General features: G+C 63.5%; 22 protein-coding genes. 16 read left to right on the top strand and 6 right to left on the bottom strand.

The window, feature by feature from the left end; genetic code table 11:
* The first annotated feature begins 81 nt into the window (after window positions 1–81).
* The 9 genes from RHODMAR_RS04770 to RHODMAR_RS04730 all read left to right on the top strand — a co-directional run bounded on the left by RHODMAR_RS04770 (window position 82) and on the right by RHODMAR_RS04730 (window position 6,505).
* On the top strand, window positions 82–321 hold the full coding sequence (locus RHODMAR_RS04770; protein ID WP_042938014.1) for a YgaP family membrane protein: 240 nt from the start codon (window positions 82–84) through the stop codon (window positions 319–321).
* Between the two features lie 383 nt (window positions 322–704).
* Window positions 705–1,217 carry a DUF3558 family protein gene (locus tag RHODMAR_RS26865; protein WP_008711855.1) on the top strand — a complete coding sequence of 171 codons (513 nt, stop codon included), beginning with the start codon at window positions 705–707 and terminating at the stop codon, window positions 1,215–1,217.
* A gap of 27 nt (window positions 1,218–1,244) precedes the next feature.
* On the top strand, window positions 1,245–1,631 hold the full coding sequence (locus tag RHODMAR_RS04760) for a hypothetical protein (protein WP_008711852.1): 387 nt from the start codon (window positions 1,245–1,247) through the stop codon (window positions 1,629–1,631).
* A gap of 56 nt (window positions 1,632–1,687) precedes the next feature.
* A complete protein-coding gene (locus RHODMAR_RS04755; RefSeq protein ID WP_232433580.1) occupies window positions 1,688–2,251 on the top strand; it encodes a DUF3558 family protein in 564 nt (187 codons plus the stop codon).
* Window positions 2,252–2,278: 27 nt separating this feature from the next.
* Window positions 2,279–2,665, top strand: coding sequence for a hypothetical protein (locus RHODMAR_RS04750; protein WP_008711848.1), 387 nt, complete (start codon window positions 2,279–2,281; stop codon window positions 2,663–2,665).
* A 282-nt stretch (window positions 2,666–2,947) separates the two neighbouring features.
* Complete coding sequence (locus RHODMAR_RS04745; protein ID WP_008711846.1) at window positions 2,948–3,895, top strand: ABC transporter ATP-binding protein; 948 nt, start codon at window positions 2,948–2,950, stop codon at window positions 3,893–3,895.
* 9 nt (window positions 3,896–3,904) lie between these two features.
* Window positions 3,905–4,687, top strand: coding sequence for an ABC transporter permease (locus RHODMAR_RS04740; RefSeq protein ID WP_008711843.1), 783 nt, complete (start codon window positions 3,905–3,907; stop codon window positions 4,685–4,687).
* 73 nt (window positions 4,688–4,760) lie between these two features.
* A complete protein-coding gene (locus RHODMAR_RS04735; protein ID WP_008711842.1) occupies window positions 4,761–5,900 on the top strand; it encodes a sensor histidine kinase in 1,140 nt (379 codons plus the stop codon).
* A complete protein-coding gene (locus RHODMAR_RS04730; RefSeq protein WP_008711839.1) occupies window positions 5,897–6,505 on the top strand; it encodes a response regulator in 609 nt (202 codons plus the stop codon). The genes RHODMAR_RS04735 and RHODMAR_RS04730 overlap by 4 nt, the downstream gene beginning before the upstream one ends.
* 84 nt (window positions 6,506–6,589) lie before the next feature.
* Here RHODMAR_RS04730 and RHODMAR_RS04725 read toward each other — a convergent pair whose 3' ends face one another.
* Together RHODMAR_RS04725 and RHODMAR_RS04720 are read right to left on the bottom strand one after the other, a co-directional pair.
* Window positions 6,590–7,417, bottom strand: coding sequence for an SDR family oxidoreductase (locus tag RHODMAR_RS04725; protein WP_008711837.1), 828 nt, complete (start codon window positions 7,415–7,417; stop codon window positions 6,590–6,592).
* A gap of 168 nt (window positions 7,418–7,585) precedes the next feature.
* Window positions 7,586–8,143: a helix-turn-helix domain-containing protein gene (locus tag RHODMAR_RS04720; RefSeq protein ID WP_008711835.1), complete on the bottom strand. Its 558-nt coding sequence runs from the start codon at window positions 8,141–8,143 to the stop codon at window positions 7,586–7,588.
* A 66-nt stretch (window positions 8,144–8,209) separates the two neighbouring features.
* Between RHODMAR_RS04720 and RHODMAR_RS04715 the strand changes: the two genes are divergently transcribed.
* From RHODMAR_RS04715 to RHODMAR_RS04705, 3 genes are read left to right on the top strand one after another with little or no spacing between them, the layout of a single operon-like run.
* Window positions 8,210–8,923, top strand: a complete 714-nt coding sequence (locus RHODMAR_RS04715) for an AzlC family ABC transporter permease (RefSeq protein WP_008711834.1) — start codon at window positions 8,210–8,212, stop codon at window positions 8,921–8,923.
* Window positions 8,920–9,231 carry an AzlD domain-containing protein gene (locus RHODMAR_RS04710; RefSeq protein WP_008711832.1) on the top strand — a complete coding sequence of 104 codons (312 nt, stop codon included), beginning with the start codon at window positions 8,920–8,922 and terminating at the stop codon, window positions 9,229–9,231. The genes RHODMAR_RS04715 and RHODMAR_RS04710 overlap by 4 nt, the downstream gene beginning before the upstream one ends.
* 18 nt (window positions 9,232–9,249) lie before the next feature.
* The gene (locus RHODMAR_RS04705) at window positions 9,250–10,011 is read left to right on the top strand and encodes an IclR family transcriptional regulator (RefSeq protein WP_008711830.1); all 762 of its coding nucleotides are present in this window, start codon (window positions 9,250–9,252) and stop codon (window positions 10,009–10,011) included.
* Here the strand turns inward: RHODMAR_RS04705 and RHODMAR_RS04700 are convergent.
* The 3 genes from RHODMAR_RS04700 to RHODMAR_RS04690 all read right to left on the bottom strand — a co-directional run bounded on the left by RHODMAR_RS04700 (window position 9,985) and on the right by RHODMAR_RS04690 (window position 14,887).
* Complete coding sequence (locus RHODMAR_RS04700; protein ID WP_008711829.1) at window positions 9,985–11,136, bottom strand: aromatic ring-hydroxylating oxygenase subunit alpha; 1,152 nt, start codon at window positions 11,134–11,136, stop codon at window positions 9,985–9,987. The two genes, RHODMAR_RS04705 and RHODMAR_RS04700, sit on opposite strands and share 27 nt — an antisense overlap.
* Entirely contained in the window at window positions 11,133–12,284 is a 1,152-nt protein-coding gene (solA, locus tag RHODMAR_RS04695; protein WP_008711826.1) for an N-methyl-L-tryptophan oxidase, read from the bottom strand. Before solA ends, RHODMAR_RS04700 begins: the two co-directional genes overlap by 4 nt.
* A gap of 170 nt (window positions 12,285–12,454) precedes the next feature.
* Window positions 12,455–14,887 (bottom strand): GcvT family protein, encoded by a 2,433-nt coding sequence (locus tag RHODMAR_RS04690; RefSeq protein WP_008711824.1) that lies wholly within the window; start codon window positions 14,885–14,887, stop codon window positions 12,455–12,457.
* A 178-nt stretch (window positions 14,888–15,065) separates the two neighbouring features.
* Here RHODMAR_RS04690 and RHODMAR_RS04685 point away from each other — a divergent pair, with 178 nt between their 5' ends.
* The 4 genes from RHODMAR_RS04685 (at window position 15,066) to RHODMAR_RS04670 (ending at window position 18,357) form a co-directional block, all read left to right on the top strand.
* Window positions 15,066–15,401 (top strand): bifunctional 3-phenylpropionate/cinnamic acid dioxygenase ferredoxin subunit, encoded by a 336-nt coding sequence (locus RHODMAR_RS04685; RefSeq protein WP_008711822.1) that lies wholly within the window; start codon window positions 15,066–15,068, stop codon window positions 15,399–15,401.
* Complete coding sequence (locus RHODMAR_RS04680; RefSeq protein ID WP_042938007.1) at window positions 15,398–16,546, top strand: NAD(P)/FAD-dependent oxidoreductase; 1,149 nt, start codon at window positions 15,398–15,400, stop codon at window positions 16,544–16,546. Before RHODMAR_RS04685 ends, RHODMAR_RS04680 begins: the two co-directional genes overlap by 4 nt.
* A 165-nt stretch (window positions 16,547–16,711) precedes the next feature.
* Window positions 16,712–17,731, top strand: a complete 1,020-nt coding sequence (locus RHODMAR_RS04675; RefSeq protein WP_042938005.1) for a DUF5914 domain-containing protein — start codon at window positions 16,712–16,714, stop codon at window positions 17,729–17,731.
* Between the two features lie 176 nt (window positions 17,732–17,907).
* Window positions 17,908–18,357 (top strand): Hsp20/alpha crystallin family protein, encoded by a 450-nt coding sequence (locus tag RHODMAR_RS04670; RefSeq protein WP_008711816.1) that lies wholly within the window; start codon window positions 17,908–17,910, stop codon window positions 18,355–18,357.
* Here RHODMAR_RS04670 and RHODMAR_RS28930 read toward each other — a convergent pair.
* The coding region (locus RHODMAR_RS28930; RefSeq protein WP_042938002.1) for a hypothetical protein at window positions 18,345–18,619 on the bottom strand (275 nt) is incomplete at its 5' end. The genes RHODMAR_RS04670 and RHODMAR_RS28930 overlap by 13 nt on opposite strands.

Genomic DNA, 18,619 nt, shown 5'->3' with positions numbered 1-18,619 from the left:
TATCAATGCCTTCCCTACATGTACCCCCTAGGGTATACAGTTGATCAACACCGCGAACTCACAGAATCGAGAATTCCCCCTATGTCATGTACTGCAGGTCCCTCCCGCCCGAGCATCGATCGCGCCGTCCCCGCCCTGGCAGGGGCCATCGTGCTCACGAGTCTCGCGCTCGGCCGTCTGCACAATCGGCGGTGGCACACACTGACCGCATTCGTCGGCGGAAACCTCGTGTTCTACTCGGCAGTCGGCTGGTGCCCGGCCAGTCTGATGATGCGAAAGTTGGGGATGCAGCAGCACACGTCGCCGAGTCCGGCACGCTGAACCCGCGCCACCTGTGGGGTACTCGAGCTCGCAATAGGAACCGGGCGGAACCTCATCCACTACCCGGCCTGACCACCTCGACCGGCGTCGAACTCAGCCCGGACCTGCTCGGGCTCGGGCGAACTCGCTCCGCGTCGGGCCTGCCCGTAACCGCGAGCACTACCTTCGACGCAGATCGAGGCGTAGCCGCACCTGAGAGTTCACGATCGTCGATCATGCGCGGATAGCTGCGGATCGGAACCGATCGTGAACACTGAGGTGCGCGGGTGTCGGGTGGAACCATCTCGTGTGCCGCTGCGTCCAACTCTTCAGTGACTTCCGAAGATGGGATCGAGCAGATGCGTCGTACAGGCCGATGGGCGCCAATCGGATTTGGGCTACTCATGGCGGTCGGATGCTCGACGGCCGTCGACGGCGAGGCACTGCCCGATGAGACCTCGACTTTTGCCACCACCACCGAAGCCCCGACGACGCCCTGGGATCCCTGCACCATCCCCGACGAGGCCATCGAGCGAGCGGGGCTCAACGTCAGCACGAAAGAGTCGGGGATCTTCGGACGAGATCAGTACGGCTTCAAGATCTGCGGCTGGGAGAACAGGCTCCCCGACAACAAGTACTACTTTTCGATCTTTGTGGGATTGAAGGGCATCGACTACCTCGCCGACACTCCCAACTTCGACCGACTCCAGTCGGTCCAAGTGGGAACGCGCAACGCTACGCAGTTTCAGCAGGTCGGTGCCGATGCGGCCGTCAACTGCGGCGTCGCCTTTACTGCTGGAAGCGAATTGATCATGTCGACCCTGAATACGAGCGCACTGGTCGATGGCCCGGCTTACGACCCGTGCACGGAGCTCAACTCCGCGGTCGCAGAGCTCGATTCTGAACTTCCGAGCTAGATCCTCCGATCAAAGGATAGCGAGACTGTGAACGACGCCCAGCCGAACCTCATCGCGCACTGGCAAGACCTCAACGCCCAAGCCGAGGCAGGCATCATCACCATTCCCGCCGACGTCGCTGCCAAATGTGACGCAGCCTGCGTCACCTACCTCGCGCACCTCGACAAGATGAAGATCGACGCGGCAAAGCTGGGCGTAGTCAAACCTTGGGGCGACATGAAGTCTGCACAGGATCTGCAAAGCAAGTTCCTTCGCCTGGCCACCGGTACCGATCGCTCTCTCGACGTCATTCTTCAGCAGCACATCGATGTCATCGAATCGATGCGGATGATCTTCCGTCGCTACTTCGACGAGACAGAAACCACCGATGCCCAGACAGCCGCGAACATCACCGCGCTTGCACCCGGAAATTGAAACGCACCATCACCTGGCGACACGACACCAAAATCCACGAGAAACGGACAAGACCGATGCGTAGGGCAAGTCGATGGATGCCGGCAATAGCAGCATTTCTGGTAATTGCGGGCTGCACGAGTAGCACCGAGGGTGAGGCATCAGCCGACACAGCCGTAAGCGCCGAGACCAGCACCACCGCCGCAGCCCCCACGACGCCCTGGGATCCCTGCACCATCCCCGACGAGGCCATCGAGCGAGCCGGGCTCAACGTCAGCACGAAAGAGTCGGGGATCTTCGGACGAGATCAGTACGGATTCAAGATCTGCGGCTGGGAAGACCGGCCGCCGAACAACATGTACTACGTCTCGTTGATTGTCGGGCTCCAGACCTTGGACTTCATTGACGATCCGAGCTACTTCGACCGACTCAGCCCAGTGCGGGTGGGCACTCGCAATGCCACCCAGTATCAGCAGCTCGCGTCCGACGCATCACTCAATTGCGGCGTCGCCTTCACGGCAGGGCCCCAATTGATCCGAGCGACGCTGATCACCGATGGACAGGTTCGGACCCCGCCGTACGACCCGTGCGCGGAACTCAACAGGGTGGTCGCCGCCCTCGACTCCGAACTTCCCAGCTAGTTCCCACGATCGAGAGACGTCGAAACCATGACCGGTTCCCAGCCGAACCTCATCGCGCATTGGCAACAACTTAACGCCCAAGCGGACGCCGGCACCATCACCATTCCCGCCGACGTTGCTGCACAGTGCGACGCCGCGTGTGTCACCTATATCGCGCACCTTAATGGCATGAAACGCAAAGCATCAGTCTTGACGGAGACAAAAGCCTGGGGCGACATGAAGTCTGCACAGGATCTGCAAAGCAAGTTCCTTCGCCTGGCCACCGGCACCGATCGCTCTCTCGACGTCATTCTTCAGCAGCACATCGACGTCATCGAATCGATGCGGATGCTCTTCCGTCGCTACTTCGACGAGACAGAAACCACCGATGCCCAGACCGCTGCGAACATCACCGCGCTCACTCCGGAGAACTGAGAGAGCACCGCCGGCGTCCGTTTACGAATCCGCGCCCTCGATGGTCAGGCACGCCCTGTCCGCCGGGTGTCGATTACTGCGAGGGGCGTAGTTCCCAGCTTCACGGCGCTTACGTGACACCTGGTCCGTAGTTGCACATGACAGTTGTCAGCAGTTCGTCATGACGGTGAAAACGACGTCTCATTTGGCGTTGACCTGCGCTTTCGTCGAGGTGGAGAGTCTGATGTGTCGCCAAAGAACACGGCTGAGGATCCACTGACGAAATAGCGAAGGGAATTGCAGATGATCACGCAGAGTTCAACTCGCACCGAGGCGGTGGGTACCGAGACTGCACTCGCGGTGCACGCCACCGGTGTCCACAAGTCGTTCAGCGACTCCACGGGTTCGAAGTTCCGCGCCGTTCGCGAAATGAACCTCTCGATTCCCCGCGGGCAGGTCGTGGCGTTTCTCGGACCGAACGGCGCAGGCAAGAGCACGACGATCGACATGATCCTCGGGCTCACCGAACCGGACGGCGGCACCATCGAGGTACTCGGCACCGACCCGCTGACCGCAGCCGCGACAGGACGCAGCGCCGCGGTGCTTCAGTCCGGTGGACTGTTGCCGGACGTCACGGTCGGCGCGCTCGTCGACATGATGGGTTCGCTGTACATCGGAGCCGACCCCGCCGCGGCCATCACCCGGGCCGGACTCGGCGAGCTGGTGGATCGGCGCGTGTCGAAGTGCTCGGGAGGCGAACAACAGAAGGTTCGGTTCGCCCTCGCGCTGTTGTCCAACCCCGCGCTGCTGCTGCTCGACGAGCCGACCGCAGGCATGGATGTCACTGCACGCAAACACTTCTGGCAAGCAATGCGCGCCCAGGCAGCGAACGGCACCACCGTCATGTTCGCGACCCACTACCTCGAAGAGGCACAGAACTTCGCCGATCGCATCGTCGTCATCGTCGACGGAGCTCTCGTCGCCGACGGCACGGTTGCCCAGATCAAGGCCACCGTCTCCAATCGCACCGTGGATGCTAACCTGCCGCGTTCCGAAGCCGACTCTGTTGCAGCACAGACCAGTTCGCGACTGCAGGAGCTCGCCAACGGCCGGTTCCGCTTCGTGTGCACCGACACCGATTCCGTGGTGCGCGCACTGAGCACGTCGACCTCCGCGACCGACATCGCGATCGTGTCGGCCTCGCTCGACGAGGCTTTCGCCGCGCTGACCGACCGCACCCACCAGAACTGAGGACTTCCGATGACCACCACAACCGCACTACGCCCTCGCCGCGGACTGCACCCCACCTTCGTCCTGCACGACATCCGCCGGCAGATCACACCACAGAATTTGATCTTCACCGTCGCGCTGCCTGCCGTGCTCTACCTCGCCCTGTTCCGGGTCGTCGAACCCAGCGCCGGAGTCGACCTGCCGCACGGCAACTTTCAGGCCTGGATGATGATCGGCATCGCCGTCTACGGCGCGTCGATCGGCACCATCTCACGGGCTGCGGGCATCTCGAACGAGAAGGCCAACGGCTGGCTACGCACAATTCGCCTGTCGCCCGTGGGTGCCGGCGGTTACGTCGCATCACGCATCATCGCCTGCCAGGTGTACGCGGCAATTCCGGTCGTCGTGGTCGGCATCCTGGGGGCACTCACCGGCGCCCGCGCAGATGCGTCCGTCTGGATCACCGGCCTCGTCGTCGCATGGCTCGGATCGGCCATCTTCTCCGCGCTCGGACTGGTGCTGGGCATGCTGCTTCCGCCCGAGGTGGTCACCCACGTTCCCGGCGTCGTCATGACCGGCCTCGCCTTCCTGGGCAACATCTTCATCCCACTGTCCGGCGGCATGCTTGCGGTTGCACAGGTGACACCGCTGTACGGCGTCGCGACATTGGCTCGCTACGCATTGACGGACGGCTACAACCTCGACGGATCACACGCCTCGCTCGCGGGGGCACTCATCAACGTCGCCGCCTGGTTCTTCGGATTCTCCTTCGCCGCCATTCGCCGATTCGCTGGGGCAACCGGCCGACAGTGATTCGCAGGTCGCGGTTGCCGAACGCTTAGGCGTCGTCGATAGTGTGGGTTCCTCATCAGAGAAAGTGACGGCAGTGACAACGATCGATGCCACACACGAAGGGCATTTCCCCAGCGCTGTGGTCGCTTTTGCCGCGAGTTGGCTCGTGGTCGCGCTGTTCACATTCATCTCCCTCACAACAGTGTTCGACCATCGGGAGGTCATCGGCTTCGGACTTGCCGCACTATCGGCCTCGATAGTGATCTTCGTGGCTGTCGTGACGGTGTTGGCACAGCGCACGTTCGTCGTGGGACGCGCCGATCGGCGGCTGACGGTCGCCGCATGGATTGCCATTCCACTCGGGATCGTGGTGGTTCCGATGTCCGAGGTGTGGGAGATGTGCGCCATGTCGGTAGCGATCTCCTCGACGTTGGTGCGTGGACGTTGGGCTCCAGCGGTTGTCGGTGGCGTATTTCTCGCCGCGACGATCGTCATCGTCGATGTAGACCGGGCCGAGCCACTACAGGCCTTCGGCATCACGTTGTTCGGCATCGCCACGACTGTGGTGCTGATTGCACTCACCGAACTGGCTCGCGCGCTCGACGCCCTACGCGCCTCGCGCGAGCAGATTGCCCGTCTGCTCGTCGATGCCGAACGACACCGCATTTCGCGGGATCTGCACGATGTCATCGGCCGGACGTTGGTGACCGCACAGTTACGCAATCAGGCTGCGATACAGATGTTCGAGAATCAACCCGAGAAAGCTCGTGAGCAGCTCGGGCATGTGCACGACGTACTCAACAGTGGGCAGGCCGATCTTCGAAGAATCACCAGCGGCCCCATTCTGGACGACTTCATGTCCGAGCTTGCGACCGTCGACGCGATGTGTGCCCGTTTGGGGATCGAGTGCGTCACCTCGGTGGAATCCCCATCGGGCAGCACCGTGGAACGGGTGTTCGCCGCCATCGTGCGCGAATCATCCACCAACATGCTCAAGCACGCCCACCCTCGAAGATGCACCGTCCGACTTTCTGTGGAGCAGGGCCACGACGCACTGGAATTCACGAACGACGGCGTCACCCGTGAGAAGTCCGACCCGGGCGCGGGAACCGGGATCGCTGCACTGACCCGTCAGGTCGAGGACCTCGGAGGCAGATTCACAGCCGGCAGGACGGCGGCGGGTACCGAGTTTCGAGTCGCGGCCACAATCCCTCGGGCAGAGGAAGAACTATGACGATCACAGTGCTGCTGGCCGAGGATGTCGCATTGCTGGCGGAGGCATTCGAAGTGTTGTTGTCCACCGACCCGGACATCGAGGTGGTCGGCCGGGTCTCGCGCGGTGACGAAGTATGCGACGCGGCCGAGCGGCTGCATCCGGACGTCATCCTCATGGACATAGATATGCCCGGAATGACGGGTATCGAGGCCACGGCCGCCCTTCGAGCTACGAATGATCGCACTCCCGTGCTGTTGCTCACTGCCCTGCCCGGTAGCGGGCACGTCCACGACGCACTGGCGGCGGGGGCGAACGGCTACCTGCTCAAGAGCACTGACGCAGTGCATCTTTTCGCGGGGATCAAAGCGGTTCTCTCCAAGCACACCGTCATCGACCCGGCGCTGGCAGCCGAAGCACTGCGCGCGGGCCCGAATCCGTTGCGCGACCGCGAACTCGACGTATTGCGGCTCGTCGATCAGGGGTTGTCCACCAAACAGATCGGCGAACGATTGTTCCTCAGCCCGGGCACTGTGCGGAACTACCTCTCGGGCACCATCACCAAATTGGGCGCAAGCAGTCGACTCGAAGCAATCAAGACCGCACGCGAAAACGGGTGGCTGTAACCGCACCTGGTGGTTCACTATCGTCGCTCATACGCGGAAACCCGCCCGTTGAGTGCGATCGTGAACCCTCAGGTGCGCCGAGGGTCAGCCTCCGTGCGCCTCGACGGCCACCGGCTGCCATTCGCGCCAGTTCGCGAGTCGCGACTCGTAGTCCTTCGTTGCGATCTCCAGCGGTGCGTCACCGAAAAAGACTCGCAGCGGCGGCTTCTCGGCGTCGATCACCTTCAGTAGTGCCGATCGTGTGGCACTCGGATCACCAGGGGTCGCCTGCCGCGAGCTTCTGAGCTTCGTAGCCTTCTCCCGGACCGGATCGTAGGCGGCGATGTCGGTGGACTTCTTCGCAGAGGGCCCCGCCCAATCGGTGGAGAATCCGCCCGGCTCGATGAGCGTCACGTGAATGCCGAAGTCCTCGACTTCCTGCGCCAATGCCTGGCTGAAGCCTTCGAGTGCCCATTTGGATGCATGGTATGCACCGACATTCGGGAACGCGGAAATGCCGCCGATGGACGAGACCTGCAGGATGTGGCCACTCCCCTGCGCACGCATGAACGGCAACGCCGCCTGGGTCACCCACAGCGCACCGAAGACGTTGGTCTCGATCTGCGCGCGGGCATCTTCCTCGGAGATTTCCTCGACCATGCCGAACAAGCCGTAGCCGGCGTTGTTGATCACGATGTCGAGTGAGCCGAACTTCTCGTGGGCCTGCTGTACCGCTGCGAAGTCGGCTGCGCGATCGTTCACGTCGAGTTCGATCGGCAGAACTGCGTCGCCGTACTGCTCGACGAGATCTTTCAGCGTGTCGGTGTTGCGGGCGGTCGCTGCCACTCGGTCTCCGCGCTCGAGGGCTGCGATAGCCCATTCGCGTCCGAATCCCTTGGATGTGCCGGTGATGAACCAGGTCTTGACTGCCATCGATACCGTCCCTTTCCCTATGGAGACAAAAGTAGGGACGACGTCCGCTGCAAACGCCTCTCGGCGAGTGGTCGCTCGTAGCGACAAATGGGGTGAGGCCCGGGGCTTGCCAAGCGAACGCCGTCAGAAGAGTCCAACGAGGCACGGCCGAGGACTATTCCCCGCACGTCAGCTGTGTTCGGTGACCAGCACAGCCATGGTGTTCGGCTCCAAAGCCTCGAAAATGTGCGGCGCGTCACCGGGGTAGGCGACATAATCGCCCGGGGTCAGTTCGACGGCTTCGTCGATCGGCCCCACCATGGCACGTCCGGTACTGAGAACAAGATGCTCGACGACGCCCGGCGAGTGCGGGTCCGAGCGTCTCGGCTCTCCGACCTGCGCGGTGATCAGATAGATGTCGCGACGTGCGTTCGGCGGAGACGACGCCAGCAGTGTTGCCGTGTAATCCGCCCTGTCCGACGCGAATCTCGGCCCCTCCCCCGCACGAATCAACCGGACCGAAGGCTTGGCCGGCTCCACCAATCTGGAGAACGGCACGTCCAGGGTCACACTGAGCGCCCACAAGGTCTCGATGCTCGGGTTCCCGGTGCCCGATTCCAGCTGCGAGAGCGTCGATTTCGCAATACCTGCGCGACGGGCCACTTCCGCGAGCGACAGGCCCACGCGTCGCCGCTCTTGCTGAAGAGCCGCCGCGATGGCCGCGATGGGCGCTCCGGTATCCGCCATTCGTTCACTCCATCGGTACGTTCGTTTGATTTGACGAACAGACTAACATCGTCCAATATAACGACCATGCGTTCGACATGGCGAACATACCGCGGTTCGAGATTCGGCGGTGTCAACATCCGCGACATCGCGTTGGTCTGTCTGGCCGACGCACTGGTCGGGGCCTCTTTCGGTGCCATCTCCGTCGCCGCCGGGCTGCCCCTGTGGTTACCGGTGGTGATGTCGGTGGTGGTCTTTGCCGGCTCCTCTCAGTTCATCTTCGTCGGCATCCTGGCCGCCAGCGGCAATCCGGTCGCCGCCGTCGCGAGCGCCCTGCTCGCCAACACCCGACTGGTCCCACTCGGCTTCTCCATCGGCACGGTCTTCGAGCACGTGTCGCCGCTGAGGCGGCTACTCGGCACCCACCTCATCACCGACGAGGCCGTTGCCTTCAGCGTCGCCGAGAAGGACGCGGGCAGCCGTCGAACAGCGTTCTGGCTGTGCGGAATCGGACTGTTCGCCACCTGGAACATCGGCGTCCTGATCGGCACACTCGGCGGTGGCGCGATCACCGATACCGCCGCACTAGGCCTCGATGCCGCATTCCCGGCCATCCTGCTGGGACTGATCATGCCTGCCCTGCGAGATCGAGCTACCCGCACTGCAGCACTGCTCGGCGCGGGCATCGCCCTCCTCGCGTCGATGTTTCTGCCGAGCGGCATACCCGTGCTGCTCGCCTTGGTCGCCGTCGTCCCCGCCATGCTGTCCAATACCCCTGTCGCACAAAAGGAATCCGCATGAGCCTCACGATTGCATTGCTCGCCCTGGTCATCGGCACCTATTCGCTCCGCATCGCGGGACCGGCTCTGCGCACGAGGGTTGCCATCTCGCCGCACATCGACAAGGTCATGGGCACTGCGGTTGCGGTCGTCTTCGTCGCACTGGTTGCCACTTCTTCCCTGCTCGTGGGCAAGGACTTCGCGGGCTTCGCAGCCCCCGTGGGAGTCACTGTTGCCGGCGTACTGGCGTGGCGTCGAGCACCATTCGTCGTGATCGTCGTCGCCGCAGCGGCGACCACTGCCGGACTTCGGTGGATGGGGATCAGCTGAGTCTGCAACACTGGGTTCATGTCCGATTCCCCCATCCAGTCCGTCGACCGCGCGATCGAGGTGCTCGAGTACCTGGCCGATCACGGTGAGTCCGGCGTTCAGGATGTTGCGGCGCATCTCGACGTACACAAGTCCACGGCCTTCCGCCTGCTCAGCGCCCTCGAATTCCGCAGGCTCGTCGAGCAACCCGGCGAGCGCGGCAAGTACCGACTCGGTATCGGCCTGATTCGCCTCGCAACCTCGGTGTCCGCTCAGCTCGACATCACCCGCATCGCCCGGCCCATTCTCGAGGAACTCGCCGACGCCATCGGCGAGACCGTCAATATCGCAGTGCCCGACGGCAACGTGACGGTCAACATCGATCAGGTTCGCGGCGGTTCGTCGATCATCAGTCACAACTGGCTCGGTGAGCGGTCCGCGCTGCATGCGACCTCGAGCGGGAAAGCCCTGATGGCATACGACGACTCGCTGTTCAAAGCCGGAGTCGAGAGCCATCTGGAGCTGTTCACCGCGAACACCATCACCACCAAGGCAAATCTGCTCGACGAGATCGAGACCGTGCGCGCCACCGGAATCGCTTATGCCCGCGAAGAACTCGAGATCGGACTGAACGCAACGGCAGCAACGATCCTCAGCTACGACGGTACCGCGGTCGGCGCGATCACCGTCTCGGGCCCCACCTACCGACTCGACGACGAACGTCTTACCGCTGCAGGTACTTCCGTTCTCGCTGCCGCACAGCAGGTGTCGACGCTACTGGGGTGGTCCGGCCAGGCGTGAGGCCACCCAGTCGTGAAATTCACCGATGTGATGTTCGGCCGGCACCAGTACTCCTCCGTCGCGGTACATCCGTGACGACATCGCCGGCTGGCACCGCTCACACGCCTCGAAGTCCTGTTCGTTGACGCGATGGAACAGCTCCACCGACTTGTTCATCGTCTCGGCGTTGCTCGGATCGGCGACTACCGCAGGCACATACAGCCAATCGCATTCGACGACCGTCCGATCGACCGCCATCGGAAACATCCGATGGATGATCACGTGGTCGGGAACAAGATTGACGAACACAGTCGGCCGGACGGTGAGGGCGTAGTACCGCCGGTCACGGTCTTCTCCGATTCCGTCGAGGGCGTCGAATCCATGGGAGCCATCGACGGTGAATCCAGCTATGTCGCTGCCGAATTCGGCACCGTGGCCCACGTAGCTCTGCGCAGCAAGACCGTCGGCGAACTCGGGCAGCACCTCGGTCAGTTCCGGGTGGATGGTCGCGCAGTGATAGCACTCCATGAAATTCTCGACGATCAGCTTCCAATTTGCCTTGACGTCGTAGACGATCCGACGCCCCAACGCAAGTGAATCCATGCTGTACGAGTCGATCGCGCCGAGGCCTCCGAGCCGTTCACGAACGTCGCCCTGCACGGTCTCCTCGAACGACGGAGCAGTGTCGGCCACGCACACCCACACATAGCCGAGCCACTCGCGAACGTGAACCTTGCGCAGCCCGTACTCGACGCGATCGATCATCGGCATATCGATAAGGTTCGGGGCAGCGATCAGCTTGCCGTCCAAGTCGTAGGTCCATGCGTGGTAAGGACATTGAAAGTTTCGTCGCACAGTTCCCGATGCCTCGGTGCACAGAGTCGCGCCCCGGTGCCGGCAGATGTTGAAAAATGCGGTCACACCGCCTTTTCGATTCCGGCTGACCAGAACCGACTCTCGTCCCACCTGCACCGTTCGGAAATTGCCAGGATCAGGGATGTCGTCGGATCTGATCGCACAGAACCACATCTGCTCGAAGATCTGCGCTTGCTCGCGCACGAAGTACGCCGGATCGATGTAGGTCTCGCCGCCCAACGTGGGCAGCAGGGTGGGCTCGGGTGCCAGTTCGGGTTCGAGCATCGTCATGCCGATACCACCTGGTCGAGCGTCGCTCTGGCGGGATCGAACAACGCGATGGGGTGCTCGGTGGCACCGTCGATCGCGAGGTCGGCGAGGACTTCCCCGATGACCGGAACGAACTTGAACCCGTGACCCGAGAATCCGCACGCCACGGTCACATTCGCATGGTTCGGGTGCTTCGCGAGGACGAAGTGCTCGTCCGGCGTGGTGGTGTACATGCAGGTCCTCGCATCCAGGTGTGGACCGGACAACGCCGGAAAAGTGGTGACGATGCGTTCCTGCAGGCGAGCTATCTCCTCGGGATGCACGATCCGGTCGATGGTGTCGGGATCGCACGGCGTACCGGCGCGGAAGAAGGAGATCTTCACGCCACCGCCGTCGCCGTCGATAGCCGGGAAGCCGTAGATCTGATCCGGTCCGTCACCGCAGATGTACACCGGATGGTGCGAGCTGTCGAACGGTGCTTCCCCCGAGTTCGGGGTGATCCAGTGCATCACCTGCCGCTCCACCACCATGGGGACTCCGATTTCGGCAAGCAGCTTCGGTGCCCATGCCCCCGGTGAGATCACCAGTGCTCCGGCGGTATAGGTACCTGCCGCCGTCGTCACGGTCACCGACGTGTCGTCGGATTCCCAGCCGAGCACCTTCTCGTCGTACCGGAGTTCGGCACCGGCCGCCTCGGCGAGATCGAGGTGGGCACCGACCGTCGTCTCCGGTCGTGTGATTCCCGCCTTCTCCTCGAACAGGGCGAACTCGTCGGGCTGCAGTCGCACCGTCGGGAAGCGTCGCCGCGCATCGGTGGGATCGAGCACATCGTGCTTCAAGCCCCACTGCTCCGAGGCTCGCAGGCTGCCGCCGAACGTGGTCCCGTCCGGCCGTCCGATATACAGGCCACCGGTCTCGGTGTACACATCCCGGCCACTGTCCGACGCGAGGTCGTGCCACAGTTCGTACGCACGCAGCAGCAACGGCACGTAGGCGGGATCCTCGAAGTACGACTGGCGGTAGATCCGCGAACCGCCATGACTCGAGCCCAGAGCATGTGCGGGACCGAACTGGTCGATACCCAGCACCCGCTGTCCGCGTTTCGCGAGGTGATAGGCGGCGGCGCTTCCCATGCCACCGATACCGAGAACGATCACGTCGTACGTCATATCTCTCCTATGTTGTTCCTGCGGGCTCCACTCCCGGCTTCTGGGTCGTTCCTGCGGGCTCCACTCCCGGCTTCTGGGTCGTTCCTGCGGGCTCCACTCCCGTCTTCTGGGTCGTTCCTGCGGGCTCCACTCCCGGCTTCTGGGTCGTTCCTGCGGGCTCCACTCCCGGCTCAGCATCTGATCTTGTTCATGCCGGGATCCACCAGCGGTTCGGCCATGACCGTTGCGGGCAGTTGGTCTCGGAAGTATTGCACTGCAACGTGATCACCGGGTTGCAGCCCGGCCGGAAGCCACGCATAGGCCACCGTCTTGCCGACCGTGTAGCCGTAGGCAGCACTGGTGACGTAGCCGGCCACGGTGCCATCGATCAGCACCGGTTCCTTACCCATCACCACGTGCGACGGGTCGTCCAAGGTCAGGCAGGTCAGCACCGGACCGCCCCGACCCTCCTGCAAGGCAGTGGCACCGATGAAGTCGCCCTTGGTCTTTCGAACCGCAAATCCGAGCCCGGCCTGGTACGGGTCGTGTTCGGTCGTCATGTCGGTGCCCCACGAGCGGTAGCCCTTTTCCAACCTGAGGCTGTTGAACGCACTTCGTCCCGCGGCGACGACGCCGTGCGCCTGACCTGCCTCCCAGAGGGTGTCCCACAGGCGCAGTGCGGTGTCGGCGTCGGTGTAGAGCTCCCAGCCGAGCTCGCCCACGTACGACAGCCGAAGGGCAAGGACGTCGACTCCGCCCACCGCGATCGTCGCGCCGTTGAAGTACTTCAGGCCGGTGTGGGAGATGTCGGCTGAGGTCAGCGGCGACAGTACTTCGCGAGCCAAAGGGCCCCACAGCCCGATACACGCTGTGGCACCGGTGATGTCGCGGACATACACGTCGCTACCGGCATGGCGCAGCATCCAGTCGTCGTCGAGGGGTCCGTTCACGCCCACCTGGAAGCGATCCGCGGCCACCCGCGCGACGGTCACATCGCTGCGGATGCCGCCGGTGGCGTCGAGCATCAATGCGTAGGTGACGCTGCCGACCTTCTTGTCCAACTGATTGGTCGTCAGGTTCTGCAGCATCGCCAGCGCGCCCGGCCCGCCGACCTCGAGGCGTCGGAGCGGGGTCATGTCGTACATCGCCACGGCCTCACGGGTACGCCAGGCCTCTACGGCGCTGATGGGCGACCAGAACTGCGCCGACCACGGCTCCCGCTTCGGTGCCTGCCACTGCTCCGGAAGTTGTTCGAGTAGAGCGCTGTTCGACTCGTACCAATGCGGCCGCTCCCATCCGGCACCGTCGAGAAACACAGCGCCGAGCTCCTGTTGACGACCGTAGAACGGGCTGACTCGCAGCGGACGCGGTTCCACTTTCGGCTGAAGCGGATGAAGAATGTCGTATACCTCGACGAAGTTCTGTGCGCTCGTGCGCGCGACGTTCGACGGCACCAGGTCGGTCTTCTCGAATCGGTACAGATCGCACTCGTGCATGTCGATCTCGCTGTGCCCGGTGACCATCTGCTCGGCGAGCGATTTCGCGACTCCGGCAGAATGCGTCACCCAGATCGCCTCGGATACCCACAGACCCTGCACTTCTCGTGATTCACCGACGATCGGCGCACCGTCCGGGGTGAAGGAGAAGATACCGTTGAACGCGTGCTGTAGTTTTGCTTGTCCGAGAGTGGGAATCAGCTCGGTGCTGCGCTGCCAGGCATCGGCGAAATCGTCTTCGGTGAAAGGCATCGACGACGGCATGCTCTCGGCGGTCACATTCTCGCTCGAGCCGAGGTCGCGAGAATCCACGGGCATGGGGCGATGGTGATACGAGCCGATTCCGAGATGATCACCGTGTTCGCGGTAGTACAACCGCTCGTCCTGATAACGAAGGATGGGCAGGACCGCCTCGGTCCCGGCTCGACGCGACGGCAGGTCCAACGCCGTCGTGTGCGCGTACTGATGCGCCAGTGGCTGCAGGGGAACCCTCATGCCGAGGAGCTCGCCCAGCTCGGGTCCCCAGAAGCCGGCGCAACAGACGACGATGTCTGCCTCGAATGTGTGCTCGCCCGCTCGCACGGCCGTGACCCGACCGCTGGTCTGATCGATCGATGTCACTGCCATGCCGCCGATGAAGCGCGCGCCGCGCGCGGTAGCCGCCTCGGCCTGCGTCGCGCTGGCCCTCACGGCCTTGGCCAGCCCGTCGTCGGGAGTATGCAGTCCGGCCAGGATCCGGCCGCGATCCAGGAGGGGATACAGCTCGAGACAACGGTCGGCGTCGACCACCTCCGAGGTGAGGCCCCAGGAGGACGCGAATCCGTGACGTCGATGCAGTTCGTCGACGCGCTCCGGCGTCGTCGCCACTTCCAAGCCACCGACGTCGAGAAAGCAGTCGAGCTTCTTGAATTTCGACGCCGTGTACGCGGCGAAACGCGACATCGAGCGCGAGGAGTTGGTGGCGAACACCAGGCCCGGGGCGTGCGAGGTGGATCCCCCGGTGAGCGGTAGCGGCCCCTTGTCCAGCACCGTCACGTCCGTCCAGCCGCGCGCGGTGAGTTCGTCGGCGAGGCTGCAGCCGACGATTCCGGCACCGACGATCACAACCCTCGGGATGCTCGGTGACATGACTCGCTCCTTGGGGGTGTACGTCGAGAAGATTTAGTTGCACAATACGAACTGCGCTTCGCATAGCGCAACAGATTCACATGATTGAAACTCGAGCGTTCCATCGCCGCAACCGGGTGATCTCACGCTGGGTACAACACAAGCTCCGTAAATCCGTAAGGTCCCTGGAGGCCCGCCGATGACCGCAACGTTTTCCACCCGCGTCCTGCTCGACGTCGGTCGCGCCGAGGATCTGCCCGACGGCGAGGCACTACGCGTCACGCCGGTAGGGGCACCGCCGATCGCGATCTTCAACGTCGAGGGCGAGCTCTTCGCCATCGACGACACCTGCACTCACCAGGACGCATCCCTGTCCGAGGGCTGGGTAGAGGGATGCGCCGTCGAATGCCCCTTGCACACAGCATGTTTCGACCTCCGCACCGGGGCTGCACTGGGCGCGCCCGCCAAAATTCCCGTGCGGACGCACGCTGTGTACGTCGAGGACGGTGTCATCCGCGTCGCGGTCAATCCATGAGATCGGTGACGGTGGTCGGGGCCTCCCTCGCTGGGGTCTGTGCGGCACGAGCCTTGCGAGATCAGGGGTTCGACGGACACATCACGATGATCGGCGACGAGGTACACCTGCCGTACGACCGTCCGCCGCTGTCCAAGGCATTTCTGCTCGGTGACGAATCGACCGTGCCGCTCGATGTCGCCGACCTCGACGTCGAATGGCGGCTCGGTTGTGCGGCGACAGGGCTGTCGGGGACGACGGTGTCGACCGTGTCCGGTGACGTGAGCGCGGATGCGGTCGTGATAGCAACGGGTGCTGCGGCGAGCCGCCTACCGGGAACCGCAGGGATCGACGGTATTCACGTACTCCGCAGCCTCGACGACGCGCTTGCTCTGCGCAGCTCGTTGGCGTCGGGAGTTCGACTCACCGTGGTCGGTGCCGGATTCATCGGCAGCGAGGTTGCCTCCACTGCCATTCGATTGGGCGCATCGGTGACGGTGGTCGAGGCGTCGCAGACTCCGCTGTCCCGCGTGTTCGGTGGTGAGCTGGGGGCGCTCATCGCCGGGTGGCACCGCATCGCCGGCGCGACCCTGCTGACCGGAGCGTCCGTGGCCGGATTCGTCACCGACGCCGGGAGGGTGCGCGCCGTGCAGTTGGCGGACGGCACGGTGATCGAATCCGATGTCGTCGTACTCGGGGTCGGTTCGGTGCCGAACGTCGGCTGGCTCGACGGATGCGGGTTGGAGATCAGCGGCGCAGTGGTGACCGATCAACGCGGCGTCACCTCGAACCCGGCCGTCCTCGCCGTGGGTGACTGCGCCGCCGTCCGCGATCCGGCAACCGGTGCCGTGGCGCGCGACGAACACTGGACATCGGCCGCTACCAGACCGGCCATTGCAGTGGAGGCATTGCTCACCGGCTCGTCGAGAAAGTTCGCCGGCCTGCCGTACGTGTGGTCGGACCAATACGACGCACGAATCCAGTTCGCCGGACGCCACGAAGCCGAAAGCGTCGCCGAAATCGTCGAGGGCGACCCCACAACCGGCCCTTTCGTCGCGCTCTACCGACACGGCAATCACCCGGTCGCCGTGCTCGCCGTCTCCTCGCCGCGATCCTTCGGCAAATGGCGTCGCCAGGTGATCGATACCTCGAACCTGGTGACCTGAGCGTCCACCATTTGCCTCCGCAGACGGATTCCCGTCAATCCCTCACCCCTCCCGCAGTCCACTCGATGTGACATTGACCCCCGAAAAGGCCACCAGATGTCACATTGAGTACCAAGGAGCGGGAACAATGGAGGAGAACACCGACTGTCGACTTTGGGAGCAGCAATGACCGCGCTGGATGCAGTACGACGACGGTGGCCGAAGACGATGCCTTTGCAACCGTTACCGTCGGAGTCGTGGGCCAAGCAGGAGCCCACCTGGAAGGGTGCGAATCCCCAGGTCATCGAGTCGGCTCTGAAGCGCGCCAAGACGCGGACTTCCGGTAACTGGTTCGTGTTCGCGGCCAGTCGCGACGTCAAGGCCGACAAGCCGTTCGGTCGCTATGTGGGAACCACCGAACTCGTTGCGTGGCGTGACTCTGCCGGCAAGGTGCACATCGGGCCGGGCGCATGTCCACACCTCGGTGCTGCGTTGGACACCGCGAAGATCGAGTGCGACGCGTTGGTCTGCCGCTGGCACGGTTTGGCGCTCGGACCGAAGGGCAAGGCCGGGTGGCGTCCGGTTCCCGCGTTCGACGACGGGGTTCTGGTGTGGGTTCGGCTCGACGAGCTCGGTGGTGAGGAGCCGACGCCCGTACCGGTGGTTCCGATCCGTCCGCCCGCGTCGACGGCCATTGCCGGTGTGGTGACCCTCGTCGGTAAGTGCGAGCCCGATGACATCATCGCCAATCGGCTCGACCCGTGGCACGGCGCATGGTTTCACCCGTACTCGTTCGCGAGGCTGAAAGTTGTCAGCGCGCCCACCGAGATCGACGTGCCCGAAGAAGACGATCGCTTCCTGGTAGACGTGACCTTTCGAGTCAGCCGCGGCGTCGGAGTTCCGGTACGTGCCGAGTTCGTCTGCCCCGGCCCCCGCACCATCATCATGCGCATCCTCGACGGCGAAGGCGCGGGAAGCGTCGTCGAAACGCACGCCACACCGCTCGCTCCGGCACCCGACGGCACCCCGCGTACCTCCGTCATCGAGGCCACGATCGCCAGCTCGGATCGCCCGGGATTCCAGATGGCGCGCAAGGTGTCCGGACTGCTGCGTCCGGCGATGAACTTCACTGCCGCGCGCTTGTGGAAGGACGATCTCGAGTACGCCGAACGCCGCTACGAACTGCGATCGACGGGTCGGGCCTGAACTTCTACGAACTACCACCACCACTGCGGCCCAGCATCATTGGTTCTGAAAATTTTCTGAGAACCTCCGTAAAGACTCTTGGCAGTCGATGGTCGAGAGTGCTAATTTCTTTTCTGCACAGTTGAGGAGCGACTCGCCACAGGGGCGAGCGCATCTGGGTACAGGAGGTGGTTGCTGTGCTTCGTTTCGATCCGTTCCGTGATGTCGATTCCCTCACCTCGGCCATGCTGGGTGCCTCGTCCGGTTCGGACCGCGCTCCGCGGTTCATGCCGATGGACCTGTACAAGGTCGATGATCACTACATGCTCAGTGCCGATCTGCCCGGCGTCGACCCCGGCTCGATCGACGTCGACGTCGATCGTGGCACCCTGACGCTCACCGCTCGACGCTCCGCACCGGAAAGCACTGGTGTGCAGTGGATCTCTTCGGAACGCTTCGCGGGCACGTTCCGCAGGCAGGTATCGCTCGGTGACGGCGTCGACACCGAACGAATCTCGGCGTCGTACGACAACGGAGTGCTCTCGGTGACGATTCCCCTCGCCGAACGCGCGAAGCCTCGAAAGATCGACATCGCGCACACCGAGCTCAGCGGCGAAACACGATCCCTCGAGCATCAGTCGACCTGATCACGCACGTGCACAAGCGAATCGGATGAATTCACCGAGGGAAGGTGGTGCAAGTGGAAACGGAAGCCGTGCTCTGGCCGGAGTCGCCCGATCGTGATCAGTGGTGGCGCACAGTCGTAGATGTCGATACCGGTGTTCGGGAATGCTCGACGGCGGACCTGCTCGATCAGCAACGAGTGGAGACTGTCGACGACGACCTCTACCCGCACGAATCTCGACAACCCGTCGCGGCCTGACCGCATCGACAACAGGCCGGCACCGG

Source organism: Rhodococcus sp. AW25M09 (genome assembly GCF_000333955.1).
Classification (GTDB): Bacteria; Actinomycetota; Actinomycetes; order Mycobacteriales; family Mycobacteriaceae; genus Rhodococcoides.
The sequence above is the reverse complement of the archived record's forward strand: the minus strand, read 5'-3'. Positions and strand labels throughout refer to the sequence as shown.